This is a genomic window from Aeromonas popoffii, assembly GCF_037818705.1.
Lineage (GTDB): Bacteria > Pseudomonadota > Gammaproteobacteria > Enterobacterales > Aeromonadaceae > Aeromonas > Aeromonas popoffii.
This window is the reverse complement of sequence record NZ_CP149129.1, coordinates 932,922-958,975: the sequence shown is the minus strand read 5'-3', so window position 1 is coordinate 958,975 and position 26,054 is coordinate 932,922. Positions and strand designations below refer to the sequence as shown.

Here is a 26,054-nt window from a genome sequence, read left to right as displayed (position 1 = left end):
GCAGAGTCGGGCTTATCAAGCTGCAACCCGACTGTTAGAGTGAAGAACTGTCCTGTTTGGGCCAGTAAGCTGAATAACCCGAATTGGAATCCAACAAGATGAACAATAAAAAAAGCATACTGGCCTGCCTCATCGGACTGGCCTTGCTGGCCGGTTGTAGTCAGGGGCCGGACACAGCAGACAAACACTCCGGCCTCGCGCTGGCCAACATGGACACCCGGGTCAAACCCGGTGACGACTTCTTCCGCTACGTGAATGGTCACTGGCTGACCACCGCCAAGATCCCGGACGACAGGCCCGCCGATGGCGCCTTCTACATGCTGCGGGACAAGTCCCTGGCGGACGTGCGGGTGCTGGTCGAGGGGCTCGACAGCAAGGCGGCGGCAGGCACCCCGGCCCAGCAGATCCACGACCTCTACCAGAGCTATCTGGATCAGGGCAGCCGGGATGCCAAGGGCACCACGCCGCTGCTGCCCCTGCTCAGCGACATCGATCAGATCCGCGATCAGAGCGGGCTGGCCCGAGCCTTTGCCCAGAGCGGTCGCACTGGCGGCGGTGCCCCGTTCGGCTTCTGGATCGACGCCGATGCCAAGGCGCCGGACAGCTATGCGGTCTACCTCTATCAATCCGGGCTCAGCCTGCCGGATCGGGATTACTACCTCAAGAGTGACCCCAACAGCCAGGCGCTGCGGCAGAAATACGAGCAGCACATCGCCGACATGCTGACCCGTTTCGGTGAAGCGGATGCCAAGGCCAAGGCCCAGCGCATCCTGGCCCTTGAGACCAAACTCGCCCAGATCCAGTGGGACAACGTGGCCCTGCGGGATCGGGAGAAGAATTACAACAAGGCGCCCCAGAGCGAGCTCAAGCGCCTCGCCCCGCACATCGACTGGGACAGCTATCTGAACCAGGCCGGCCTCGCCGGTCAGAGCAGCCTGGTCATAGGCCAGCCAAGTTATCTCGCGGCCCTCGATGACCTGATGCAGCAGACCCCGATCGGCGACTGGCAAGCCTACCTCAAGTGGCAGCTGATCACGGATTACGCCCCCTATCTTGACAGCCAGACCGACGCCCAGCACTTCGCCTTCTTCGGTACCACCTTAAGTGGCACTCCGAAGCAACGCGCCCCCTGGGAGCGCGCGCTCGGCGTGCTGGACGATCATCTGGGCGAGGCGGTGGGCCAGCTCTACGTGGAGCGCTACTTCCCGCCAGAGGCCAAGGCCCGCATGGAGCAGCTGGTGGAGAACCTGCGCACCGCCTATGGCCAGAGCATTCAGGAGCTGGAGTGGATGTCGCCGGAAACCAAGGCGCAGGCGCTGGAGAAGCTGGCCAAGTTCAGACCCAAGATCGGCTACCCGGACAAGTGGAAGGATTACAGCGCCATCGAGATCCGCCAGGGCGATCTGCTGGGCAACCTGCAGCGGGCCCACGCCTTTGAATATGCCGACAACCTGGCCCGCCTCGGCAAGCCGGTAGACAGAGACGAGTGGCACATGTCGCCGCAGACGGTGAACGCCTACTACAACCCGAGCAACAACGAGATCGTCTTCCCGGCCGCCATACTGCAGCCCCCCTTCTTCGACATGACAGCAGATGATGCGGTCAACTACGGCGCCATCGGCGGAGTGATCGGCCACGAGATGGGCCACGGTTTCGATGATCAGGGGGCCAAGTCAGACGGCGACGGCCTGATGCGCGACTGGTGGACGCCACAGGATCTCAAGGAGTTCCGCTTTCGCACCAGTCGGTTGGTGGCCCAGTACAACCGCTTCGAGCCCATCGATGGTCAGTTCGTCAATGGCCAGTTCACCCTGGGGGAGAATATCGGCGATCTGGGCGGTCTTACCATAGCCCACAAGGCCTACGAGCTGTCACTGGATGGCAAGGAGGCACCCGTGCTGGACGGCTTCACCGGCGAGCAACGCTTCTTCCTCGGCTGGGCCCAGGTGTGGAAGGGCATGTATCGCCCCGAGCTGATGCAGATGCTGCTCACCTCGGATCCCCACTCTCCGCCCGAGTACAGGGTCAACGGCGTGGTGCCGAACATTCCCGCCTTCTATGAGGCATTCAATATCCAGCCGGGGGACAAGCTCTATCTGGACCCGGCCAAACGGGTCAAGATCTGGTAATGGCCGCCTCCGGCGAAGCAGAGAAAGAGAGCCGGGCAGAGGCAAGCCCGAACCCGGCCCACACATTCACATCCGTGACGGGCAGGCATGCCGGCCCGTCACCGCAGCAACAAGGGTCACATCGATGAAAACCTTATTCATGACACTCGGCCTGCTCACCCTGCCACTGACTGGCCAGGCGGCGGAGGGATTCTTCAAACAACTGACGCTGCCCTCCGGCCAGGTGATCACCGTCAGCGAGGGGCGTGGTGAACCCGCCTCCATCGGCAGCTACGACGTGCGCCTTTACTCCGGCGCCAATCCCCAGTTTCCCCTCGATCAGTTCATCGACGGCAAGGTGCTGGCGCGCGATGGCACCATCAAGGAGCTCAAACTGCAGGATCTCAACGGTGACAAGCAGCCCGAGCTCATCGTCATCATGGAGAGCACAGGCAGCGGCAGCTACCTGAGCGCCGACGCCTTCACCCTGCATCCGCAAGAGGGGATCGAGAGCTTCAACCACGTCGAGGAGCTGGCTCCCACTGACGATGTGATCCAGGCACTCAAAACCCCCCGCGATTAATTCATCACACGCCATGAGGCAGCCCCGCAGCGCGGGGCTGCCGCCTTGTCGGTGACCGACGCTGACGCCCTTTCTCGCCTCCTTGCTGCCCGGCGACAGACCTGAACCCCGATGGACGGCTTTTTTTTCTGCGCTTATAATCGCCGCACCTTGCCACTACGAAAAATAAGGAGGTAAAAAATGGTTATCCAAGCGTGCCCGATGTTCTCGGCCCGCCTGTTCGGCACATTCGCGTGCTCTTGCCTGCATACCATCGCGCTGCGATAGCGGGTTCGAGCAAAGCCGACTCCCTTCCAAACCGAGATCTTTCTCGACTCTGCCGTTGTCGCCAGCGCTCCTGATGACAGGGATCTTCGATCCCGGAATTTAAGAGAGCAAGAGCATGACAACCCTGATGAGTACCCATTCCCTGCAAATGAGTGCGGGGCACCTTCCGTTATTTGACAACCTCGACCTCAGCATCCGCAGCGGTGATCGCATTGGCCTCATAGGCGCCAACGGCTGTGGCAAGAGCACACTGCTCGCCCTGCTGGCCGGTCAGCGCCAGCCCCATGAGGGACGCATCCACAAGGCTAGCCCCTGCCGCTGTGAATTTGTGGCCCAGCATCTGCCCGCGCAACTGCAAGCACTCAGCACCCGCGCCGTGCTGCTCGATGCGCTGGCCAACGAGGCTGACCAAGCGTGGCAGGTAGACAAGATGCTGACCGAACTGCAACTGACCGAGCAGGCCGACCTTCCGGTCAGCTCGCTGAGCGGCGGTCAGCACACCCGCTTGCAGATAGGCCGCGCTCTGCTGCACCAACCCAACCTGTTACTGCTGGACGAACCCAGCAACCACCTGGATCTGCCCGCCCTGCTCTGGCTCGAGCGCTTCCTGCTGGCGTGGCGTGGCGCCTTCGTATTGGTGTCGCACGATGGTCGCCTGCTCGATCGGGTAACCCGCGAGACCCTGATCCTGCGGGATCGGCGGCTTCATCGCTTCGCCCTGCCCTGCAGCCAGGCCAGGGCGGCCCTGGCCGAAGAGGATGAGCAAACCCGCCTGCGCCGGGCCGACGAGCAAAAAGAGATCGACCGCCTGAGCGCCAGCAGCAAACGCCTCGCCATCTGGGGGCGGGAGCATGACAACGAGAAGCTGGTGCGCCAGGCCAAGTCCATGGAGAAACGGGTGGCCAGGCTGCAGGAGGAGCAGAGCGTGGTCGGAGCGGACGCACCCTGGCGCCTCGAACTGCGCGGGCAGGCACTGCCCGCCGATGCCCTGCTTCGGCTCGACGCCCTCGACGTGCACCCCGCCCCCAGCTTGCCGCCGCTGCTGCGAGCCGAGGATCTCTGGCTGCGTGCTGGCGATAGGGTCGCCCTGCTCGGCGCCAACGGCACGGGCAAGTCTTCCCTGCTGCGTCAGTGCTGGGGCGAGGTGTGCGCTCAACAACCGGCCGAGGGCTGGTATCGCCACCCTGGCGCCAGCATCGCCTATTACGATCAGTCCCTGCAGCAGTTGGACGGCGACGCCACCCTGACCGATGCCCTCTATCCACTGGCACCATTGCCGGAGGTGACGCTGCGCCAGGCCCTGATCCGCGCGGGCTTCCCTTACTCCCGTCACGGTCAGCGAGTCGCGACCCTGAGCGGGGGCGAGCGGGCCAGACTGCTGTTCCTCGCCCTGTCACTGGCGAGTCACCATCTGCTCTGGCTCGATGAACCCACCAACCATCTGGATCTGGCAGGAAAGGAGGAGCTGGCCGAGGCGCTAACCGGCTTTGCTGGCGGCGTGCTGCTTGTCTCCCACGACCGGGATCTGATCGAGCGCAGCTGCAACCGCTTCTGGGTGATCAGGGAGGGTCGGATCCACGAGGCCCACAGCGCCGAGCGGGCCTATGCCGAGCTGCTCGGCGATGCGCCCGATCGGCCCGCCGCCGACGCCCAGGCCAATGACGCCGGGAGGGAAGATCCCATGCCGGTGCACGATGATGAGGCGCTGCTGGCACGCTGGTACGAGCTGGATGCCCTGCTTGCCGCCGATCTCGCCCGCAAGCCCAAACATCAAACCCTGCGACTGCAGCAAGAGTGGCGCGATGAGCTGGAAAGGCTTGCCGGTTTGCTGGGTCTTTCCGAGCCGTGAGCCCAGCCGTGATCCGCGCTGTTATCCCGCCCTTTTACTCAACTCACGCGGCCAGCCACGGCTGGCCGCAAGGAGCACATGATGTCTTCACCACCACAACCCGATATCAGGCTCGACCCCGTCATGGAGGCCGACTTGCCCCACATCTACCGCGCACTGTCAGATCCCAGGGTCATCGCCTATTACGGTATCAGCTATGACAGCATGGAGGCATGCCAGGCCCAGATGCGCTGGTACGCCGAGATAGCGCAGTGCCAGAGCGGGGCCTGGTTCCTGATCCGCTGCCAGCGAAACGGCGTCCCCCTGGGGGCCATCGGCTACAACGATGCCGACCCGCTGCACAAGCGGGCCGAACTCGGCTACTGGCTCTATCCCGAGCACTGGGGCCAGGGGATCATGCAGACGGCATTGCGGCAGTTTCTGGACCTCATCTACCACACCACCGAGCTGCACCGCTTGCTGGCGGTGGTGGAGGAGCCAAACTTCCCCTCTGCCCGCCTGCTCGAGCGGGCCGGCTTTCGCTACGAAGGGACGGCTCGGGAATGCGAGCGGAAGGGGGAGCAGTTTATCTCCCTGCGGCACTACGCCCTGCTACGCAGCGACCTGCCAAACGCTTGAGCACCACCGCATCTGATAGCTAGCAAAAAGCCCCGCACTGGGGCTTTTTATCGGGTCGGTTACTTGATGGCGCAGATGTTGTCGGTAGCCAGAGCGCGGCGACGTCTGCGCCGCCACAAAGAAAACACACCGTAACCCGCGCTGAGCAGCGCCGCATAAAGCACCTGGGAGGCGAGCGCCACCAGCACAGCGAGGCAGAGCAGCACACTCAAGGCCGCCAGCCCCTTGCCCATGCCACCGAGCAAGCGCCAACCCGCCGCCATGCAGAGCAGATAGACCAGCACAAAGTTGCCGTTGGCGTAGCGGATCAGCTCATCAAGCGGCAGTCGCAACCAGAGGATCAAGGTGATGGAGACGAAGCAGATGGCGAGCACCCAGCACAGGGCGTTGAGCGGCGCCCCCCTGGCCGAGAGGCGAGAGAGGGAGACCGGCAGCTTGCCTTCCCGCGCCATGCTCCAGATAAGGCGCGCAAATCCCTGCAGGTAGATGTTGATGCTGGCAAAGCAGGAGAGGTATCCAAGGATGGCCACCAGCCACTTGGCGGTGGGGCCGAACAGCAAGGAGAGCAGGGCCGGAATGGCGGTGGCATTGGTCGCCTCGTCGCCATAGAGGCCATATTTGAGCACCACCAGCGAGTGCACCCAGTAAATCAGCCCCGCCAGCAAGACGCCGCCGAGCAGGGCCAGCGGATAGTCCCGCTCCGGCCGCTTGAACTCCTCCCCCATGTGGGCGAAGGCTTCCAGCCCCACGAAGCACCAGAACATCAGCGCCAGCGCCGTGCCCATGGCGGGCCACTCAGCTGCCGTCGGCAGTGGCTGCGCTGCGTCACGCCAGCTGAGATCCCCCTTGAACCAGATGAGCAGGGTCAGCCCCAATATGGCCAGGGCAATCAACAACTGCAGGTTGCCGGAGGAGCGCGCCCCCCGCAGCCCAAGCAGGAATACCCCGAGCAGGGTCAGCAGCTGGATGGCCCACAGGGTCCACTCCCCCAAATCAAACAGCGCGTGCCAGAAGCCAGCGGCGATAGTGAGGGCCGCAGGCAAGCCCACCGGCAGCACAGCCAGAAACAGAAAGGCGGAGAAGCGCTCGGCGCCGTTGCCAAAGGCGAGCCCGATGAGGTGCGGCGCCCCACCCGCATGGGGGTAGCGGCGCCCCAGTCGGGCGAAGGTGAAGGCGATGGGCAGCACCAGCACGATGAGCAACACCCAGGCCCAGAGCGAGGCTCCCCCCGCCAGCGACGCCGCGGTCGCTGGCACCACGAAGATCCCGGTACCCAGCAGTGAGGTGGCGAGCAGCCCCATCCCCTGCCAGAGCCCCAGCTCTTTTTTCAACGCAGACATATCCTTTTGCCCTGACTGGAAAAACATCACGCCATGTTAGGCCGCAGCCCCTTGCTTGTTAAGGGCAATCCGTTGATCAAACAAAAAAAGCTGCCTCTTGCGAGGCAGCTTCTTCATTCAACTCGGTAGCCGGAGTTATCAGGCAATCAGCTTATAGATAATACCGGACATGGCGATCAGACCGATGATGGTCACGAAGCCGTTGCTGATGTTGCCAGCGTATTTGCGCATGGCCGGCACCTTGGAGATGGCGTACATCGGCATCAGGAACAGCAGCATCGCGATGATGGGGCCGCCCAGATCTTCAATCATGCCGAGGATGCTCGGGTTGATGGTGGCGATGGCCCAGGTGGTCAGGATCATGAACACCGCAGTCACTTTGTTCAGTTGCTTGGTGTCAACATTCTTGCCCTTCTCGCGCAGCGCCTTGGCCATCAGGCCGTTCATGCCTTCTTGCGCTCCCAGGTAGTGACCCAGGAAGGATTTGCTGATGGCAACCATGGCAATCAACGGAGCCACAGTGGCGATAACCGGGTTGTCGAAGTGGTTGGCCAGATAGGACAGGATGGAGATGTTCTGCTCTTTGGCAGCAGCCAGGTCAGCCGGAGAGAGGCTCAGTACGCAGCTGAATACGAAGAACATAACGGTCATCACCATCATGACGTGGGCGCCCAGCAGGATGTTGCTGCACTTCTTCTCGGCACCTTCACCATAGCGACCTTTATTGTCCACCGCGAAGGAGGAGATGATCGGAGAGTGGTTGAAGGAGAACACCATGACCGGGATAGCCAGCCACAGGGTCTTGAGGAAGTCGCCGTTGAAGGCGTCAGCCAGCGCTGGTGCTTCAGTGATGATGGTACCGTTCCAGTGCGGGATCAGGTAGAACGCCAGACCCATCAGGGTGATCACGAACGGGAATACCAGCACGCTCATCGCTTTGACGATAACCTGACCGCCCAGACGAACAACCGCCATCAGACCCAGGATCAGCGCCAGTGACAGAACGGCACGGGGAGGTGCAGACATGCCCAACTGGTGAACAATCACGCTCTCGACGGTATTGGTGATGGCGACCGAGTACATCAGTACGATCGGGTAGATGGCAAAGAAGTAGAGCAGGGTGATGAACTTGCCTGCGGTCTTGCCGAAGTGCTCTTCAACTACTTCAGTGATGTCGCCATCACGGGTAGAGCCGGACAGCACGAAGCGAGCCAGACCACGGTGAGCGAAGAAAGTCAGCGGCAGGGCCAGGATCAACATGGCAACCAGCGGCCACAGACCACCGACACCGGCGTTGATTGGCAGGAAGAGCACACCGGCACCGATAGCGGTACCGTACAGGCCCAGCATCCAGACCAGGTCGGCCTTGTTGATGCCACGGGAAGACGCATTACTGGCTAAGTTGCCTTCAACTGCAATGTTCATGTCAGACATAGGGGTGTTCCTGTCATCAAGGAAAATAGAAAAAATCTAGTCAACCGGGCGCAATGCCCTGTCCCATTTCCCTGGAACTCCTGCACTCCATCCCTGTTATTCTTATCCCGCCGACTCGGCAACTTGTTCGCCACTCCATGTAACAACCAAACTGCAACAAACAGATCTGTGGGTCATCAGCCCGGGGGCCGCAAGCGCGTCAACCATTACAACTCATTAACGCACCTTTGTTCTGATGCGCTGACTCTAATTAAATCCCCTTAGCGATCACAGTGTTTTTTTGAATTAATCAACCAAAGTTTGATTGGAATCGCCTTTCTGACGTCCGAGATCACGTTATCAGCCCAATCTTGTGAACAACCGTTAACAATCACAGGTAGTTTCACCCGTATCTACACCCTTTGAGGTACAACAAACTGATTACATGTGTCTGTTTATTGCTCCGGTTGTGCGCTGAAGTGCCCTGACGTACCCTGTTCCTCAACATTTCCCCATTGCATTAATATGGCCATCACCCGTACCGACCTCGCCGAACTGGCAGTCTTTGCCGCCGTCGCCCGTCACCAGAGTTTCAGCAAAGCCGCCCTTGAGCTCGGGGTGTCGGCTTCCGCCCTGAGCCACAGCCTGAAAGGGCTAGAGACCCGGTTGGGTGTCAGGTTGCTCAATCGCAGCACCCGCGCCGTGGTGCCGACCGATGCGGGCCAGCACCTGCTCGAACAGTTGCTGCCCACGCTAAACCACCTGCAGAGCGCACTCGAAGAACTGGCTCACCACAGCGACGAGCCGGTGGGACGGCTGAAGATCAGTGCGCCGCGGGGCGCCATCGATGAGCTGCTGGCTCCCGTGCTGCTCGACTACATGGTGCGCTATCCGCGCATACAGGTGGAAGTGGTGGAGCAGGAGCTGATGCCGCGTCTCATCGAGGATGGCTATGACGCCGCCATCTTCTATGGTGATCTGCTGCCCAAGGAGATGATTGGTGTGCCGCTCGGACCTCCCCAACGCTATCTGGTGGTGGGGTCACCCGCCTATCTGGCCGAGCGCGGCACGCCGCAACATCCCCGCGAGCTGTCACGCCATGCCTGCATAGGCTACCGGCTGACGCCATCTCATCACTACCGCTGGGCGTTTGCCGGGGAAGAGGGTGCCCTGCTGGAGATAGAGGTGACCGGGCCACTGACCACCAGCACGCCGGCTCTCTATCTCGGGGCGGCAGAGGCTGGGCTGGGATTGGCGTATTGTCTGGAAGAGGAGGTGAGCAAGCAGCTGGCACAGGGAAAACTGGTGAGCGTGCTGGAGCAGTGGTGCCCCACCTTCGTGGGATTTTCACTCTTTTATCCCAGCCGACATCAGCTGGGCAGCGGCCTGCGTGCCCTGATAGACATGCTCAAGGCACACTATCAAACCCGATGATTACTGAGATAAATTCATTAATTCATCAAATACAAACCGGATTATCAACAAAAACATATTAATCTAGACTGTCTGCTCGATCATCGAACTCCCCCAAGAGAACAGATATGTCTGCCTACTTACTGTTGCGCCAACGGGCAATGACTCGCCGTTTCTGGGGCTATGCCCTCCCCTCCGTCATGGCCATGCTGGTCTCAGGTGCCTACTACCTGGTCGATGGCATCTTCGTCGGCCACTATGTGGGGGCCGCTGGCCTCGCCGGCATCAACCTGGTCTATCCGGTCATCATGGTGCTGATCGGGCTCGCCGCCATGATCAGCATGGGGGCGGCCACCGCCATCTCCCTGCATCAGGGGGCGAAGCATAGCCGGCTGGCCCGACAGGCGCTGGTCAATGCGTTCTGGCTGCTCGGGCTGCTCGGACTCCTGGCGCCCTTGCTGCTGTACCATTGGCACATCGACATACTGCAAGCATTGGGGATTGAGCAAGGTACCGACACCTGGAAACAGGCCAGTGACTACCTCAGCTGGATCGGTGGCGGTACCCTGCTACTGGCCTGCAACCTGGCGGTACCCTACCTGCTGCGTAACGACGGCAGGCCAAGGCTGGCCATGATCTTGGTCAGCAGTGGCGCCATCCTCAACATCGTACTCAACTACCTCATGGTCGGGCGGCTGGGATTGGGACTGGTGGGCTCGGCCCAGGCAACGCTCATCACTGAGGGGATCGTCAGCCTGCTGGGCCTGGGCTACTTCTTTACCTCCCATGCCAAGCTACGCCTATCATGGCGCCACATGGTGCCCAGTTTTCCGGCCATGCCCAACCTGCTGTTCACCGGCCTGCCGAGCCTGATAGCCCAGTTCAACCTGGGGCTGCTACTGCTGCTACACAACAGCCAGCTGATGGCGTATGGCGCCATCAAGGATCTGGCCGGCTTCACCGTAGCCGGTTACACAGAAGCCGTGTTCATCGTGATCCTGCAGGGTCTGGCCTTCGGCATCCAACCGCTCATCAGCCAGGCGACGGGGGCCAAACGCTATCGAGATCTGAAATTCCTGATGGAGATGGGGCTCAAGATCACGCTTGCCTATGGCATGGCGGTCTGGCTACTGATCCAGCTGCTGCCGCGCCAGGTGGCCATGCTCTACATCGGCAATCAGGATGCCGAGCTGCTTGCCGCGGCCGTCAGCAGCCTGACCCTCAACCTCAGCGCCATTCCGCTGGAGGGGATCATCATGTTCGGCATAGTGTTGCTGCAGTCCATGGCCCGCACCAAGCAGGCGCTGATCATCTCGGCGGCCAAGACACTGCTGCTGCTGCCGCTGATTTTTCTGCTGCCGCTCTGGTGGGGCCGCGAGGGTGTGCTGATGGCCCAGCCCACCACCGTCTTGCTGCTGACCCTGCCGCTGTGCGGGCTGCTTTGGCAGGAGTGGCGTCGACTCAAGCGGGCGTGCACACCCCTTCGCCCGTATCACGCCAAGCCGACCGGTTCTCATCAGGAAGTCCAGCTGGCCCGTCGCGCCGGCTAGACAGAGCCGCACACAGGTGAAGAAGGCAGCGAGCGTGAGGGGATAGACGGCAAGTCAACTGAGTTTTCACAGGGCGCCGGTCTACCTTGTCCATGAGTTGAGCTGCATGCCAGCTGTGTCACCTGGCATATCCCGAGGCGGGTGGCAGACCTGGAGCAACCAGCGGGCCATTCGTATTAACAGCCAACAGGCTATTCGTATTAACAAAGAGAAGAGCGCGAACTGACCCCCGCTGCGTGAAGCCAGACCATGGAAGCGCAGTGTGAAAAAACCAATAACAACAATTCCATATGGGCTTAACTGACTGGCACCAGGAGCGGGAGCCCACTTTTTTGGCCACGATCCGCCACTCGGTTGATCCGACACCGGGTGTTCGGCAAACATAGCGCCAAATGACATCCGTATGAACAGCATTTATCCCGGCCCCAAAAAGAAGGCCCCCGCAATGCGGGGGCCTTCTGGCAGGTCGGGATGAAGCCGGAGCTTAGCAGTAGCCGTAGCCCATCAGGCGCTGGTAGCGCTGCTCCAGCAGCTCATCAGTCTCGAGCGGGCGCAACGCATTAAGATCCTGCTGGATGCGATCCTTCAGGCGCTTGGCCATCAGCTCCACATTGCGGTGGGCACCGCCAAGGGGCTCCTCGACTATGCTGTCGATGAGCTTCAGCTCCTGCAGGCGCTGGGCCGTGATGCCCATGGCATCCGCGGCGATCGGTGCCTTGTCGGCGCTCTTCCACAAGATGGAGGCACACCCTTCCGGCGAGATAACGGAATAGGTGGAGTACTGCAGCATGTTGACGCGATCCCCCACGCCGATAGCCAGCGCACCACCCGAGCCGCCTTCACCGATCACGGTGCAGACCACAGGCACAGTCAGACCGGCCATCACTTTCAGGTTGTGGGCGATGGCTTCAGACTGGCCACGTTCCTCGGCACCCACGCCGGGATAAGCACCCGGGGTGTCGATGAAGGTGATGATCGGCATCTTGAAGCGCTCGGCCATCTCCATCAGGCGCAGGGCCTTGCGGTATCCTTCCGGACGCGGCATGCCGAAGTTACGCTTGATCTTCTCCTTGGTCTCGCGACCCTTCTGGTGACCAATCACCATCACCGGCTCACCGTCGAGACGGGCGATGCCGCCGACGATAGCCTTGTCATCGGCATAGGCGCGATCCCCAGCCAACTCGTCGAAATCGGTGAAGATATGCTCGATATAGTCAAAGGTGTAGGGGCGCTGGGGATGACGCGCCATCTGGGATACCTGCCAGGCACCCAGATCACCGAAGATCTTCTTGGTCAGCTCTTCGTTTTTCTTCTCCAGCCGGCGAATGTCTTCATTGAGATCGACAGCACTGTTGTGCTCACTCACATGACGGAGTTCATCAATCTGCGCCTGCAACTCGGCAATTGGCTGTTCAAAATCCAGAAAAAGACTCATAGGGCCTATAGATCCTCTAATCAAAAACCAATTCAACCCGCTCTCGTCCAAGCAGGACGCGCAAGTCATCTATCAGTTGATCGGTGGGCGTCACCCGCCACTCGGTACCGAGCGTCAATCGCACCCGGGAGCCGGGGCGACGATAGTTTACCTGAACCGGACAGACTCCGGCACGGGCGGGTTCCAAAATCTCGCACAAACGCGGGAAAAAGCGATCATCAATCCGCTGTTCATCGAGGGAGATGCGGATTGCCCTGGCAAAACGCTCCCTCGCATCGTTGATATCCAGTAATTCACGGGCCGACATTTTAAGGCCACCGGAGAAGTCATCAAAGCTGACCTGTCCAGAAACCACCAAAATACGGTCTTTTTGCATCAATTCTTCATATTTTTCCAGCGCTTCACTGAACAGGGTCACATCGAGACGGCCGGATCGGTCGTCCAGGGTGAAGATCCCCATCTTGTTGCCGCGCTTGGTCACCATGCTGCGGGCCGCGATCACCAGCCCCGCCGCCGTGGTCACGGTATCCCGGGAGGTGGGATGCAGATCGCACAGGCGACCGGACGTATAACGACGCAATTCGCCGCTGTACTGGTTGATAGGGTGCCCGGTCAGATAAAGCCCGAGCGTCTCGCGCTCCCCTTCCAGCCACACCTTGTCAGGCCAGTGCGGCACGTTGGCGAACGCCTTCTTGACGTCGTCAATCTCCTGAGTCAGGACACCAAACATGTCGACCTGACCCACCGCCTGCGCTTTGGCATGCTGCTCGGCGGCGCGCATCGCCTCTTCAAGGGTCGCCATCAGGGCGGCGCGGTGCGGGCCGAGTCGGTCCATGGCGCCGGAGAGGATGAGCTTTTCCATCACCCGCTTGTTGATCTTCTTGATGTCGACCCGATTGCAGAAGTCGAACAGATCGCGAAACGGCCCATCCTGATCGCGGGCGCTAAGAATGGCGTCGATAGGGCCTTCCCCCACCCCCTTCACGGCCCCGATACCGTAGACGATGTGACCGTCTTCGTTGACCGAGAAGCGGTAGCGACCCGTGTTCACATCCGGCGGTATCACGGTGAGCCCCATGCGCTGGCACTCGTCCACCAGGGTCACTATCTTGTCGGTGTTGTCCATGTCGGCGGTCATCACCGCCGCCATGAACTCGGCCGGGAAGTGGGTCTTGAGCCAGAGCGTCTGGTAGGAGACCAACGCATAGGCGGCAGAGTGGGATTTGTTGAAGCCGTAGCCCGCAAACTTTTCCACCAGATCGAAGATCTTCACCGCCAGTTCGCCATCAATGCCGTTCTTGACGGCGCCTTCCTCAAACCCAGATCGCTGCTTGGCCATCTCTGCCGGGTTCTTCTTGCCCATGGCCCGGCGCAGCATGTCCGCCCCACCGAGCGTATAGCCCGCCAGCACCTGGGCTATCTGCATCACCTGCTCCTGATAGAGGATGATGCCGTAGGTGGGCTCCAGGATCGGCTTGAGACTCTCGTGCTGCCACTTCTCGTCCGGGTAGGAGATAGCCTCCTTGCCGTGCTTGCGCTCGATGAAGTTGTCCACCATGCCCGACTGGAGCGGGCCCGGCCGGAACAGCGCCACCAGGGCGATCATGTCTTCGAAACAGTCAGGCTGCAGCCGTTTGATGAGATCCTTCATGCCGCGGGATTCCAGCTGGAATACCGCCGTGGTCTCGAACCGCTGCAGCAGGTCAAACGACTTCTTGTCGTGGATCGGGATGGCGGCGATGTCGACCGGCGGCTTGCCCTCCTTGGCCAGGCGCGGGTTGATCATGCCGAGCGCCCAGTCGATGATGGTCAGGGTACGCAGCCCCAGGAAGTCAAACTTCACCAGCCCTGCGTACTCCACATCGTTCTTGTCGAACTGGGTGACAGGGTGATTACCGGAGTCGTCGCAGTAAAGCGGCGCAAAGTCGGTGATCTTGGTGGGCGCGATTACCACGCCACCTGCGTGTTTGCCGGCGTTGCGCACCACCCCTTCCAGCCGGCGCGCCATGTCGATGAGGTCTTTGACCTCCTCATCCTGCTCGTAGAGCTCTGGCAGCTTGGGCTCGGCCTCGAACGCCTTGGCCAGCGTCATGCCCGGATCCGGCGGGATCAGCTTGGAGATGCGATCGACGAACCCGTAGGCGTGGCCCAGCACCCGGCCCACGTCCCGCACCACCGCCTTGGCCGCCATGCTGCCGAAGGTAATGATCTGCGACACCGCATCCCGGCCATACATCTCGGAGACGTGCTCGATCACCTCGTCCCGTCTGTCCATGCAGAAGTCGACGTCGAAGTCGGGCATGGAGACCCGCTCCGGGTTCAGGAAACGTTCGAACAGCAGGTCAAATTCCAGCGGGTCGAGATCGGTGATCTTGAGCGCATAGGCCACCAGTGACCCTGCACCCGACCCCCGGCCCGGCCCGACAGGAATGCCGTTGTCCTTGGACCACTGGATAAACTCCATCACGATGAGGAAGTAACCCGGGAAGCCCATCTGGTTGATCACCTTGAGCTCGATGTCGAGGCGCTCGTCGTACTCGCCGCGCTTGGCGACGCGAACCTCGGGATCAGGGAACAGGAAGGCGAGGCGGTCCTCCAGTCCCTCCTTGGACTTCATTACCAGGAAGTCTTCGGTGGTCATGTCGCCGGTCGGGAAGTTGGGCAGGAAGTATTCACCGAGGCGCACCGTCACGTTGCAGCGCTTGGCGATCTCCACCGTGTTCTCCAGCGCCTCCGGGATGTCGGCGAACAGCTCGGCCATCTCTTCCTGGCTGCGCAGGTACTGCTGCGGGCTGTAACGGCGCGGGCGACGCTTGTCCATCAGGGTGTAGCCATCGTGGATGGCAACCCGGATCTCGTGGGCATCAAAATCTTCGGCGTTGAGGAACACCACCTCGTTGGTGGCGACCACCGGCAGCTCGAACTCGGTGGCGATGGCCACCGCCATGTGCAGGTAGACCTCTTCGTCGGGTCGACCGGTGCGCAGCAGCTCCAGATAGTAGGCGTCGGGGAAGTGAGTCCGGTAGAAGTCGAGGCACGACTCCGTCATCTGCCGGTTGCCCTTGAGCAAGAACTTGCCGACATCCCCCTCACGTGCACCCGAGAGCACTATCACGCCCTTGGCGTGATCCGCGAGCCAGGCCCGGTCGATGACGGGGCGACCCTGGACGTGACCGCGCTGGTAGCCACGGGAGATCAGCAGGGTGATGTTCTGGTAGCCGTCGTTATCCATGGCCAGCAGGGTGAGGCGAAACTGCTCGTCACCCAGCGCCTCGCTCTGCACCCAGAAGTCGGCCCCGACGATGGGCTTGATGCCCTTGCCGTGGGCCGAACCATAGAAGCGCACCAGGCCACACATGTTCATCTGGTCGGTCAGCGCCAGCGCCGGCATGTTGTTGGCCGCTGCCGCCGAGACGATGGGGTTGATCTTCTGAAGGCCATCGACCATGGAGAAGTCGGAGTGGACCCGCAGGTGGATAAAACGGGGTTCAGCCATCGTCATACCCTCTCGTTGCACAGAGTGGCGCGCATGTCGTGATGCCGGCAGCTCTGCATGGTTTACTCGATCCCCAGTGCACGGCGCACCGGTTTGAAACTCTGCCGATACTCGGGCAAGGGGCCGCGCTCGGCCAGAATGGCAAGGTGCTCAGGCGTCGGATAGCCCTTGTGACGGGCGAAACCGTACTCGGGATGACGGCTGTCCAGCTCGGTCATTTCCCCATCGCGGGTCACCTTGGCCAGAATCGAGGCGGCGCTGATGGCGGCCACCAGGCTGTCCCCCTTGACCACGGCCCGTGCTTCCATCGGCAATGCCGGGCAGCGGTTGCCGTCGATAAAGACCAGCTCGGGGGTGACGTTCAGTCCCGCCACGGCGCGCTGCATCGCCAGCATGGTGGCGTGCAGTATGTTGAGCTCGTCTATCTCCTGCGGCGTAGCGCGGCCGATGGCCCAGGCCAGCGCCTTTGCCTTGATCTCGTCAAACAGCGCCAGACGTTTCTTCTCGGAGAGCTTCTTGGAGTCTGCCAGCCCGACAATGGGGTTGGCGGGATCCAGGATCACGGCGGCCGTGACCACGTCACCCACCAGGGGACCACGCCCCACCTCGTCCACACCGGCAACCAGCCTGTCTTCGGGAATATCGATCATCATCTTGCAGCCTTGAATCAAAACAGGCCCCGCAGGGCCTGACATGGGGTCGATTAGCGCAGCATAATCGGCCGCCCGGGAATATTATCTGCCAAGCAGATCGGCCACCGCATCGGCGGCCTGCACATCGGCATTGCAGCGAATGCGCTGGTGCAGCCGGGTGAAGGTGGCGATGAGCTCGCGGTTATCGTGTTCCAGCAGCTTGCTGACCTCTTCCACCAGATTGTCCGGGGTGCACTCGTGCTGCAGCAACTCGGGCACCAGCATCTGGTCTGCCAGCAAGTTGGGCAGGGACACATAAGCGGTCTTCACCAAGCGCTGGGCCAGCCAGTAGCTGAAGGGCTTGAGCTTGTAACCCACCACCATGGGCTTTTTCACCAGCATGGCTTCGAGCGCGGCGGTACCGGAAGCGAGCAGCACGGCATCGGCGGCGATCATCGCCTCGCGGCCCTGCCCTTCCAGCAGCACCATGTCGAGATCCGGCGCCAGCTCGGCCTTGATGGCCATGAACTGCTCGCGCCGTTTGTCGTTGACCAGCGGCACGATGAAACCGAGATCCGGGTAACGCACGGTCAGGTGCTTGCAGGCCTCGAGAAATACCGGTGACATGAAACCCACCTCGGCACTGCGACTGCCGGGCAGCACGGCCAGCCAGCGTCGGCCTGGGTCAATGCCGAGCGCCTGGCGCACCGCGGCTTGATCCGGCACCAGCGGAATATCATCCGCCATGGTGTGGCCGACAAAGCGGCAAGGGGCATCGAAACGGTCGTAGAAGGCTTTCTCGAATGGCAGGAAGGCGAGCACCATGTCGGTGGCAGCCTTGATCTTGTGAATGCGGTTCTGACGCCAGGCCCACACAGAGGGGCTGACGTAGTGAACCGTCTTGATACCGGCGCGGCGCAGTTTCAGCTCCACCCCGATATTGAAATCCGGTGCATCCACCCCGACGAAGATGTCAGGCGGATTGGCGATAAAATGGCGCAGCAGTTCGCGGCGGACCTTGAGGATGCGGGGCAGACGGCCAAGCACCTCGGTGATCCCCATGACGGAAAGCTCTTCCATCTCGAACAGCGCCTTGACGCCCAGGGCCTGCATCCGCGGCCCGGCAATCCCTTCAAACTGCGCATCCGGATAGCGGCGCTGCAGTTCACGCACCAGCCCGGCTGCCAGGATGTCGCCGGAGGTCTCCCCGGCGACGATACCGATGCGAACGGGATCAGGCACGGATGATCCCGCGCTCGTTGTCCTTGAGGAAATCCACATAGAGCTGAACAGCCGGTTCGCTGGCCGCCATCTCCATCAGCACGGGCAACACCTCTTCGATGGTCTTGCCGGAGCGGAAGATCTCCTTGTAGGCGCGCTTGACGGCCGAGATGGCCTCAGGGCTATAGCCGCGACGACGCAGGCCTTCGGAGTTAACCCCGAACGGCTTGGCGTAGTTGCCGGCCGCCATCACATAGGGTGGCACGTCCTTGTTCAGGGCAGCGCAGCCACCAACGAAGGCGTGGGAGCCAACCCGACCAAACTGGTGGATTGCGGATAGACCGCCAAAGATCACGAAATCACCGATCACCACGTGGCCCGCCAGGGTCGCGTTGTTGGCGAAGATGCAGTGGTCACCGATGAGGCAATCATGGGCAACGTGCACGTTGACCATGAACAGGTTGCCGCTGCCCACCCTGGTCAGGGATTGATCCTGGATGGTGCCGCGATGCACTGTGCAGTTCTCGCGAAAGACGTTGTTGTCGCCGATCTCGAGGAAAGTGCGCTCGCCAGCGTACTTCTTGTCCTGGCAATCCTCACCGATGGAGGTGTGCTGGAAGATCTTGTTGCCACGACCTATCTTGGTCGGGCCTTTGATCACCACATGAGAGCCTATCCAGGTGTTTTCGCCGATGTCAACCTCGGCGCCGATGACAGAAAAGGGGCCGATTTCAGCCCCTTTACCGATCACGGCAGACTCATGAACGATGGCAGTATCGTGAATGATGGCAGTCTGGTCGATCACGTGTATTAAACCTCGCGTTTGGCGCACATCAGCTCGGCGGTACAGACCACTTCACCATCGACGGTGGCGACACCGGTGAACTTGGCAATACCGCGACGCTCTTTCAGGAACACCACGTCAAGCACCAGCTGATCGCCGGGGCCGACCGGACGCTTGAAACGAGCGTTATCGATTGAGGCAAAGTAATAGAGTTCGTTGGGAGACGGCTTGCCCACCATGGTAAACGCCAGAATACCAGTGGCCTGCGCCATGGCTTCCAGGATCAGCACGCCAGGAAACACCGGCTTGGCCGGGAAGTGCCCCTGGAAGATCGGCTCGTTGAACGAGACGTTCTTGATAGCGCGCAGGGTTTTGCGCTCGTCGCTGATCTCGTAGCTTTCCACCTTGTCCACCATCAGGAAGGGATAACGGTGGGGCAGCAGATCCATGATTTCCTGGATACCCAGGCTCTTCTTTTCAGTAGTCAAAACAGTACCCTATACCAATCGTGATTATTCTTGATCCAGCTTCTTCTCAAGCTTGCTCAACCGCTTGTGCATCTCTTCGATACGCATCACCCGGGCGGCGGTCTTGCGCCACTCTTTATTGGTTTGCAGTGGGATGCCGGAAGAGTAGACACCGGGCTCGGTAATGGGTCGCATCACCATGGCCATGCCAGTAATGGTGGCCTGATCGCATATTTCCATGTGCCCGTTAAAGACAGCGGCGCCGCCAATGATACAGTATTTGCCGACCTTGAGACTACCGGCCATCGTGGTCGCGCCCGCGATGGCGGTACCGTAACCGATTTCGACGTTGTGAGCGATCTGGCACTGGTTGTCGATGATGACGTTATCCGCGATGCAGGTATCTTCCAGCGCACCGCGGTCTATGGTGGTGCAGGCCCCAATCTCGACCCGATTGCCTATGGTCACGCCACCGAGCTGGGGGATCTTGATCCACTCGCCACGCTCATTGGCATAACCGAATCCATCGGCGCCGATCACTGTGCCGGATTGAACCAGACAGTCGGTGCCCATGGTGATGTTGTGATACAGGGTGACGTTGGCCCACAACCGGGAGCGTGCTCCCAGTTGGGTATTTTTGCCAACAAAACAGCCAGGACCTATGCGCACGTCATCCCCCAGCACGACGCCGGATTCGATCACCGCATTGGCCCCGATGGCCACTCTCTCGCCCAGTTGCACGTCAGCCGCGATGACGGCGCTCGGATGGATATCCGTGGCCGGTTGCGGCGTGGTGTCCAGCAGTTGGGCTACCCGGGCAAACCCCACATAGGGGTCATTGATCACCAAGGCATTGGTGGAACAAAATGGCAAATCCGCTTCTGTAATGAGCACGGCCGTGGCCTTGCTCTGTTCCAGATAATGCCGGTACTTTTTATTGGACAGGAAGGTGATATCCCCCTCCCCGGCCTTTTCCAGTGTCGCTACCTTGCGGATTTCCAGGGTTCCGTCGCCATGGACCTGGGCCCCCAGTTGCTGGGCCAGCTGTGCGAGAGTGAATGCCATCAATTAGTTGCTCTTGCTTACCTGAGAAATAACCTGGGCAGAGATGTCCAGCTTGCTGGCGGCATACGGGGCAGCATTGCGCTCCAGCACCAGATCATAACCATTGCTCTTTGCAATGGATTCGATAGCAGCCTGCACCTTGGTCAGGATCTTGCCGCGCTCTTCGGACTGACGGCGACCGTTGTCCTGCTCGAACGCCTGACGCTTCTGGTTGAACTCCATCTGCAGCTTGGCCAGTTTCTCCTGGCTCTGCTTCTTCTGCTCGGCGCTCATGAAGGCTTCGTCTTTCTTGAACTTCTCGACCAGTTGCTGACCATCGGCTTCCAGCTTCTGCAGCTCACGCATACGCGGCTCGAATTCACCTTTCAGCTTCTTGGAGACAGCTTCACGCTGGGGCAGCTTTTGGAATACCTCGCCCATGTCAACCACAGCGATTTTGGTCTCGGCCAAGGCGGATCCCATGCCGGCAGCCATCAGTGCAAAACTCAAACCAGCTACTTTCAACGCTTTATTCACACTTACTCCTTGTTCCCTCATGTGAGGGCTACCTGATTTACCCGATTATGCAAGTGGTACCCGGACCGACTTGTTACCTGGTGAGGCACGCAAGATGCGCGTCCCATCATTGAATACCCCCACCGCATGGGTGGGGGTGCGTCCGTCCTTAGAAGGTACGGCCGATGTTGAATGAGAAGAACTCGGTGCGATCGCCCTCGTACTCCTTGAGCGGACGGGCAATCGCGAACACCAGCGGTCCCATGGGGGAAAGCCACTGCAGCGACAGACCCGCCGAGGCACGGTAGTTGGTCGGATCCGAATAGTCGGCCAGATAGTTACAACCACTGAAACAGCGGTTCTTGAACTGGTCATAGTCGAAGGTGGTATCCCAGACAGAACCGGCATCGATGAAGAAGCTGGTGCGCAGCTGAGGCTGATAGGTCTCGGACGCAAACGGCGTCGGCACTATCATCTCGAGGGATGCCACCGCCAGGGCGTTGCCGCCCACCGAGCTGTCGGTCCCCTGGATGACGTCATTGCCACTCAGGTTGTAGTAGTAGAGCGCCTTCGGACCCACCGTATTGCTCTTGAAACCACGCAGGGTATCGAAACCACCCGCGAAGTAGTTCTCGAAGAACGGCAAGACGTGGTCATAGTTGCCGTTGCTGCCGTAACCGTTGCCGTAGGAGACGCGGGCCCGGGTCATCAGCACCCACTGGTGATCCGCATCGAACGGGAAGTAGTGCGCGTCTTCGGCGTTCAACTTGAAGTACTGCAGATCCATGCCGGGAACAGTCACCTTGGCGTTCACACGCTGACGGTCACCTGCGGTCGGGAACATCCCCTTGTTGAGGGTAGAACGGGTCCAGCCTGCGGTGACGTCGACGGTGTTGAACGTCATGCGGTTGTCACCATCCTTGTTGTCACTGTAAATCTTCCAGAACTCATCCACCTGCAGATAGGGGTTGGGCTGGGACAGCTTGTTGTTCTCAAGCCCCAGGCTGAAGTCGAGGCGATTGTTCTCGTTGACCGGGAAACCACTGGAGAGGCGATAGCCGATGGTGGTGTTCTCGTAGTCGACTATGTTGGCATCGGCCGCACTGAACTTGTTGTAGTAGAGACGACTACCCAGGCTGACCCCATCCACGGTGAAGTAAGGATCGTTGTAGCTGAGGTCGACGCTCTTGGAGTACTTGTTGGTACTGGCGGAGATACCGATCTTCTTGCCGGTCCCCATGAAGTTGTCCTGCTGCAGGCCTGCCTGCAAGCTCAGGCCCGATTCGGTACCATAGCCCACACCGGCGTTGATGGAGCCTGCTGGCTGCTCCTTGACCTTGAAGTCGAGATCAACCTGGTCATCGCTGCCAGGAACCCGCTTGGTGTCCACTTCCGCAGTTTCGAAGAAGCCGAGGCGGTTGAGGCGGGTCTTGGACTGCTCGACGCTGTCGGAGGAGAGCCAGGTGCTTTCCATCTGACGCATCTCGCGACGCAGCACTTCATCCTTGGTGGTGACGTTGCCGCTGAAGTTGATGTTGCGCACATAGACACGGGGACCCGGCTCTATGTTGACGATCAGCTCCACTTCCTTGGTCTTGTCATTGACCTGCGGGAAGGTGACCACTTTCGGATAGGCGTAGCCGTAACGGCCGAGGAACTTGGAAAGCACCTCTTCGGTATGGGTTACCTGGCTGGCGGAGTAGATGCCACCCACCTCTATGGGGATCAGGGCCTTCATCTCACTGCCACGATCGATCATATCGCCCTTGAGCTGAACCCCGGAGACCTTGTACTGGTCCCCTTCCTTGATATTGAGAGTGACATAAACACCCTTTTTATCGGGGGTCATGGAGACCTGGGTCGACTCTTGGGTGAAGCGGATGTAGCCACGGTCCATGTAGTAGGAGCGCAGGGTCTCGATGTCACCGGCCAGTTTCTGCTTCTGGTAACGCTGATCACCGGTGAAATTCCACCAGGGCACATCATCCTTGAGGGAGAGCTGGGCCAGCAGTTTCTTTTCCGGGAATACGTTGTTGCCGACTATGTTGATCTGCTGGATCTTGGCCGCTTCCCCTTCCACGAAGGTGAACTTGAGGTCAACCCGGTTGCGCGGCAGCGGAGTGACGATGGCCTTGACCTTGGCAGAGTATTTGCCCACGCCGTAGTAGAAATCTTCCAGACCCTTCTCAAGGGAGCTCAATACGGTGCGATCCAGCGGATCACCCACCCGGATGCCGGAAGACTCCAGACTCTGGGTCAGCTGCTCTTCCTTGATATCCTTGTTACCTGAAAACTCGATGCTGGAGATGGTCGGCCGCTCCTTGACTGCCACTTGCAGCACCTGACCGTCACGATAAACCCTCACGTCCTCGAAGTTACCGGAGGAGTAGAGCTTCTTGATAGCGTTGGCCAGGGTCACGGAATCGACGGTATCGCCAACCCGGATCGGCAGGTTCAACAGGGCGGCTCCCAGCGTCACTCGCTGCAAGCCGTCGACCTGGATATCTTGCACCACAAAAGAGGCAGGGGCCGCCTGGGCCAGGAAACTGGCACCCAGCAGGCAACTCAACACCAATGCTTTTTTAACAGCCATTTTGTTCTTATGTGTCCTTGTTGATGCTCTGGCCTCAGAGGCGAGCGAAATCATTAAACAGCGCAATGCCCATCAGTAACATCAGAATGGCGGCGCCGATCCTGAAACCCACTTCCTGAATTTTTTCTGATACCGGTTTACCGGTGACTGCCTCGATGAGGAAGTAGACCAGATGGCCACCATCCAGCACCGGCAGGGGAAACAGGTTGATGATCCCCAGGTTGACGCTGATCAGCGCCAGAAAGCCGAGGAAATAGACCAGACCGTAATCGGCACTACTGCCTGCGCCCTTGGCAATGGAGATGGGGCCGCTCAGATTATCCAGCGAAACAACGCCACCAATCAGCTTGCCAATCATGTCAAAGGTCAGAGTGGTCAGGCTCCAAGTCTTCTCGGCGCCCTGCCACAGGGCTTGTAAAGGCCCATACTGTAACAGAATTCGATACTCATCCGGTAATGGAACCAGTTGCGGTGACAGGCCGACAAAACCGACCAGCTGGCCCCGCACTTTTTTCACATCCGGGGTCAGGGTCAGGGTCAGCTCGCTGCCCGCCCGCTCCACCACCAGCAGCAATGGCTGCTCCGGAGACTGTTGCACCTCGAGCACGAATTGGGCCCACTCGGTGACCTCCTGCTCGCCCACCCGCTTGATGCGATCACCGACCAGAATGCCGGCCTTTTCGCTGGCGCTCTTGGGCACGATGGCCTCGACCACGGGCAGAACCTTGCCGCCGAGGGGCACAATCCCCAGGCTGCCGATGGGTGACTCCTTGTCCGGGTCGAACTTCCAGCCATCGAGCTGGAGGGTCTTGTCAACCACATAGCTGGTATTGGCCGCTTTCAGCTTGAGCTTCATGGAATCATCGCCCAAGTGGCTGATGAGGGCATAGGTCACGCTCTCCCAGTCACCGGTCGCCTTGTCGCCGACACCGACGATCTCCATGCCGGGTTCGATCCCGGCCGCTGCGACTATGGAGGCGGGACGCACCTCCCCCACCACGGGTTTGACGGCAGGGACGCCGATCATGAACATCAGCCAGAGGGCAAACAGGGCAAACACGAAGTTCGCCATCGGGCCCGCCGCGACGATGGCCATGCGTGCCCAGACACTCTTGTGATTGAAAGCATATTGCTCATCACCGGGTTGGAGCTCATCGACCCGGCCATCCAGCATTTTGACGTAGCCGCCGAGCGGGATCAGCGCCAGCACATACTCGGTGCCATCCTTGCCAACCCGACGCCAGATCGCCTTGCCAAAACCGATGGAGAAGCGTTCGACCTTGACGCCACAGCGACGAGCCACCCAGAAGTGGCCAAATTCATGAACCGCAACCAGCAACCCGAGGGCAACGATAAAGGCACCGATGTTCCACAACACGCCGCCCATCAGTCCGCCACCTCGATTTCATGCAGGGTCCGATACCCGAAGGCAAGGATAAAGGCAGCACAATGCCACGAAATACCACTCATCAGCTAAGCTCCTCAATCAAATTGTGAGCACGGGCACGGGCCGCACTATCCAGCGCAATCAAATCATCCAGTGACCCCACGGCAGAACTGCCCAGTGCCGCCATGATGGCCTCATTGACTCTGGCAATATCCATAAAACCGATCCGCTCTGCAAGGAAAGCTGCAACGGCCTCTTCATTGGCAGCATTGAGCGCCGTGGTCGCCGCCTGTCCTTGCTGGCAGGCACTCATGGCCAGCGCCAGGCAGGGATAGCGATCGAAATCGGGCCGGATAAAGCTGAATTCTCCGACACTGAAGAAATCCAAAGGTTCCACCCCAGACTCAACACGACGTGGATAGGCCAGGGCATGGGCGATGGGTGTACACATGTCCGGGTTGCCAAGCTGTGCCAACACGGAGCCATCCTTGTACTGCACCATGGAGTGGATGACGGACTGGGGATGGATCACCACCTGGATCTGCTCGGGCGCCGCATTGAACAGCCAGCGCGCCTCTATGTACTCCAGTCCCTTGTTCATCATGGTGGCGGAGTCCACCGAGATCTTGGCCCCCATTGACCAGTTCGGGTGGGCAATGGCCTGGGCTGGCGTGACATGCGCCAGCTCCTGAATGTTGGTGTAGCGGAACGGGCCGCCGGAGCCGGTCAGCAGTATCTTGCTGATGCCCGCTCCCGCCAGATCGCAGAAGCCGGGCTGACGCTGAATGGCTTCGGGCAGGCACTGGAAAATCGCATTGTGCTCGCTATCGATGGGCAGCAGTTCGGCACCGTACTCGCGCACCGCCTCCATGAAGAAAGCACCGGACATCACCAGTGCCTCCTTGTTGGCCAGCAGGATACGCTTGCCAGCGCGCACGGCGGCCATGGTGGGTGCCAAACCCGCAGCACCGACGATGGCCGCCATCACGCTGTGAGCATCGGGATGGGCAGCCACCTCGCACAGGGCTGCCTGACCGGACAGTACACAGGTGACACTGCCATGGGCCTTGAGCCGGCCGGCCAGTGTGGCAGCCGCGTCTTCATCCACCATGACGGCGAAACGGGGGGAGAATTCGAGACAGTCGCGCAACATGGCATCCACGCTGCGGGCTGCCGTCAGTGCCAATACCTGCCAACGGCCCGGATTCTGCCGCAGTACCTTGAGGGTGCTCTGACCGATAGAGCCAGACGCGCCCAGGATCACCAGGTTATGCATCAACACTCCCGACTTGCTAACGGATGGATGGAGCCGAAAGCCTTCAAGATCATCAGACTATT

Annotated in this window: 19 protein-coding genes and 1 pseudogene; 7 read left to right on the top strand and 13 right to left on the bottom strand. The window is 60.3% G+C overall.

From position 1 onward, the window contains the following. The first annotated feature begins 98 nt into the window (after positions 1-98). The 4 genes from WJM78_RS04630 (at position 99) to WJM78_RS04615 (ending at position 5,425) form a co-directional block, all read left to right on the top strand. Positions 99-2,129, top strand: a complete 2,031-nt coding sequence (locus WJM78_RS04630; protein ID WP_339014061.1) for a M13 family metallopeptidase — start codon at positions 99-101, stop codon at positions 2,127-2,129. 124 nt (positions 2,130-2,253) lie between these two features. Beyond that, positions 2,254-2,691, top strand: a complete 438-nt coding sequence (locus WJM78_RS04625; protein ID WP_042038177.1) for a PliI family lysozyme inhibitor of I-type lysozyme — start codon at positions 2,254-2,256, stop codon at positions 2,689-2,691. Positions 2,692-3,073: 382 nt separating this feature from the next. Next, complete coding sequence (locus WJM78_RS04620; RefSeq protein WP_339014057.1) at positions 3,074-4,807, top strand: ABC-F family ATP-binding cassette domain-containing protein; 1,734 nt, start codon at positions 3,074-3,076, stop codon at positions 4,805-4,807. Between the two features lie 81 nt (positions 4,808-4,888). Next, positions 4,889-5,425: a GNAT family N-acetyltransferase gene (locus tag WJM78_RS04615; RefSeq protein WP_339015753.1), complete on the top strand. Its 537-nt coding sequence runs from the start codon at positions 4,889-4,891 to the stop codon at positions 5,423-5,425. A gap of 59 nt (positions 5,426-5,484) precedes the next feature. On the opposite strand, the gene yjeH is transcribed toward WJM78_RS04615, so the two are convergent. Together yjeH and WJM78_RS04605 are read right to left on the bottom strand one after the other, a co-directional pair. Further along, positions 5,485-6,765, bottom strand: a complete 1,281-nt coding sequence (gene yjeH, locus WJM78_RS04610) for an L-methionine/branched-chain amino acid transporter (protein WP_042038173.1) — start codon at positions 6,763-6,765, stop codon at positions 5,485-5,487. Positions 6,766-6,903: 138 nt separating this feature from the next. After that, positions 6,904-8,199, bottom strand: a complete 1,296-nt coding sequence (locus WJM78_RS04605; protein WP_181364657.1) for an HAAAP family serine/threonine permease — start codon at positions 8,197-8,199, stop codon at positions 6,904-6,906. A gap of 504 nt (positions 8,200-8,703) precedes the next feature. Here WJM78_RS04605 and WJM78_RS04600 point away from each other — a divergent pair. The 3 genes and pseudogenes from WJM78_RS04600 to WJM78_RS04590 form a co-directional block, all read left to right on the top strand. Further along, positions 8,704-9,612 (top strand): LysR family transcriptional regulator, encoded by a 909-nt coding sequence (locus WJM78_RS04600; protein WP_212513618.1) that lies wholly within the window; start codon positions 8,704-8,706, stop codon positions 9,610-9,612. A 107-nt stretch (positions 9,613-9,719) separates the two neighbouring features. Beyond that, positions 9,720-11,141 (top strand): MATE family efflux transporter, encoded by a 1,422-nt coding sequence (locus WJM78_RS04595; RefSeq protein ID WP_339014050.1) that lies wholly within the window; start codon positions 9,720-9,722, stop codon positions 11,139-11,141. Continuing rightward, positions 11,107-11,445, top strand: a pseudogene (locus WJM78_RS04590) (IS4 family transposase); the annotation flags it as partial. The gene WJM78_RS04595 and the pseudogene WJM78_RS04590, both read left to right, overlap by 35 nt. 180 nt (positions 11,446-11,625) lie before the next feature. Here the strand turns inward: WJM78_RS04590 and accA are convergent. From accA to ispC, 11 genes are all read right to left on the bottom strand, one after another. Further along, entirely contained in the window at positions 11,626-12,576 is a 951-nt protein-coding gene (gene accA, locus WJM78_RS04585) for an acetyl-CoA carboxylase carboxyl transferase subunit alpha (RefSeq protein ID WP_042038168.1), read from the bottom strand. Positions 12,577-12,592: 16 nt separating this feature from the next. Continuing rightward, positions 12,593-16,072 carry a DNA polymerase III subunit alpha gene (gene dnaE, locus WJM78_RS04580; protein ID WP_042038369.1) on the bottom strand — a complete coding sequence of 1,160 codons (3,480 nt, stop codon included), beginning with the start codon at positions 16,070-16,072 and terminating at the stop codon, positions 12,593-12,595. A gap of 62 nt (positions 16,073-16,134) precedes the next feature. Continuing rightward, on the bottom strand, positions 16,135-16,725 hold the full coding sequence (gene rnhB, locus WJM78_RS04575; RefSeq protein WP_108536080.1) for a ribonuclease HII: 591 nt from the start codon (positions 16,723-16,725) through the stop codon (positions 16,135-16,137). An 81-nt stretch (positions 16,726-16,806) separates the two neighbouring features. After that, on the bottom strand, positions 16,807-17,946 hold the full coding sequence (gene lpxB / locus WJM78_RS04570) for a lipid-A-disaccharide synthase (protein ID WP_108536079.1): 1,140 nt from the start codon (positions 17,944-17,946) through the stop codon (positions 16,807-16,809). Continuing rightward, complete coding sequence (lpxA, locus tag WJM78_RS04565; protein WP_339014042.1) at positions 17,939-18,730, bottom strand: acyl-ACP--UDP-N-acetylglucosamine O-acyltransferase; 792 nt, start codon at positions 18,728-18,730, stop codon at positions 17,939-17,941. The genes lpxB and lpxA overlap by 8 nt, the downstream gene beginning before the upstream one ends. A 5-nt stretch (positions 18,731-18,735) precedes the next feature. After that, complete coding sequence (gene fabZ / locus WJM78_RS04560; RefSeq protein WP_042038166.1) at positions 18,736-19,197, bottom strand: 3-hydroxyacyl-ACP dehydratase FabZ; 462 nt, start codon at positions 19,195-19,197, stop codon at positions 18,736-18,738. Positions 19,198-19,221: 24 nt separating this feature from the next. Further along, complete coding sequence (gene lpxD, locus WJM78_RS04555; protein ID WP_042038365.1) at positions 19,222-20,241, bottom strand: UDP-3-O-(3-hydroxymyristoyl)glucosamine N-acyltransferase; 1,020 nt, start codon at positions 20,239-20,241, stop codon at positions 19,222-19,224. Between the two features lie 3 nt (positions 20,242-20,244). Then, complete coding sequence (locus WJM78_RS04550; RefSeq protein ID WP_042038165.1) at positions 20,245-20,757, bottom strand: OmpH family outer membrane protein; 513 nt, start codon at positions 20,755-20,757, stop codon at positions 20,245-20,247. A gap of 148 nt (positions 20,758-20,905) precedes the next feature. Next, a complete protein-coding gene (gene bamA, locus WJM78_RS04545; RefSeq protein ID WP_042038164.1) occupies positions 20,906-23,329 on the bottom strand; it encodes an outer membrane protein assembly factor BamA in 2,424 nt (807 codons plus the stop codon). Positions 23,330-23,363: 34 nt separating this feature from the next. Beyond that, positions 23,364-24,716, bottom strand: a complete 1,353-nt coding sequence (rseP, locus tag WJM78_RS04540) for a sigma E protease regulator RseP (RefSeq protein WP_042038162.1) — start codon at positions 24,714-24,716, stop codon at positions 23,364-23,366. Between the two features lie 82 nt (positions 24,717-24,798). Next, positions 24,799-25,992: a 1-deoxy-D-xylulose-5-phosphate reductoisomerase gene (ispC, locus tag WJM78_RS04535; protein ID WP_339014036.1), complete on the bottom strand. Its 1,194-nt coding sequence runs from the start codon at positions 25,990-25,992 to the stop codon at positions 24,799-24,801. Positions 25,993-26,054: the final 62 nt, after the last annotated feature.

What these genes read in the sequence shown, in the direction of transcription:
- WJM78_RS04595 (WP_339014050.1), top strand. Translation starts at nt 9,720, where the DNA reads ATGTCTGCCTACTTACTGTTGCGCCAACGGGCAATGACTCGCCGTTTC.
- WJM78_RS04600 (WP_212513618.1), top strand. Translation starts at nt 8,704, where the DNA reads ATGGCCATCACCCGTACCGACCTCGCCGAACTGGCAGTCTTTGCCGCC.
- dnaE (WP_042038369.1), bottom strand. Translation starts at nt 16,072, where the DNA reads ATGGCTGAACCCCGTTTTATCCACCTGCGGGTCCACTCCGACTTCTCC.
- rseP (WP_042038162.1), bottom strand. Translation starts at nt 24,716, where the DNA reads ATGGGCGGCGTGTTGTGGAACATCGGTGCCTTTATCGTTGCCCTCGGG.
- bamA (WP_042038164.1), bottom strand. Translation starts at nt 23,329, where the DNA reads ATGGCTGTTAAAAAAGCATTGGTGTTGAGTTGCCTGCTGGGTGCCAGT.
- WJM78_RS04620 (WP_339014057.1), top strand. Translation starts at nt 3,074, where the DNA reads ATGACAACCCTGATGAGTACCCATTCCCTGCAAATGAGTGCGGGGCAC.
- WJM78_RS04605 (WP_181364657.1), bottom strand. Translation starts at nt 8,199, where the DNA reads ATGTCTGACATGAACATTGCAGTTGAAGGCAACTTAGCCAGTAATGCG.
- lpxD (WP_042038365.1), bottom strand. Translation starts at nt 20,241, where the DNA reads ATGGCATTCACTCTCGCACAGCTGGCCCAGCAACTGGGGGCCCAGGTC.
- WJM78_RS04630 (WP_339014061.1), top strand. Translation starts at nt 99, where the DNA reads ATGAACAATAAAAAAAGCATACTGGCCTGCCTCATCGGACTGGCCTTG.
- WJM78_RS04615 (WP_339015753.1), top strand. Translation starts at nt 4,889, where the DNA reads ATGTCTTCACCACCACAACCCGATATCAGGCTCGACCCCGTCATGGAG.
- accA (WP_042038168.1), bottom strand. Translation starts at nt 12,576, where the DNA reads ATGAGTCTTTTTCTGGATTTTGAACAGCCAATTGCCGAGTTGCAGGCG.
- WJM78_RS04625 (WP_042038177.1), top strand. Translation starts at nt 2,254, where the DNA reads ATGAAAACCTTATTCATGACACTCGGCCTGCTCACCCTGCCACTGACT.
- yjeH (WP_042038173.1), bottom strand. Translation starts at nt 6,765, where the DNA reads ATGTCTGCGTTGAAAAAAGAGCTGGGGCTCTGGCAGGGGATGGGGCTG.
- rnhB (WP_108536080.1), bottom strand. Translation starts at nt 16,725, where the DNA reads ATGATGATCGATATTCCCGAAGACAGGCTGGTTGCCGGTGTGGACGAG.
- ispC (WP_339014036.1), bottom strand. Translation starts at nt 25,992, where the DNA reads ATGCATAACCTGGTGATCCTGGGCGCGTCTGGCTCTATCGGTCAGAGC.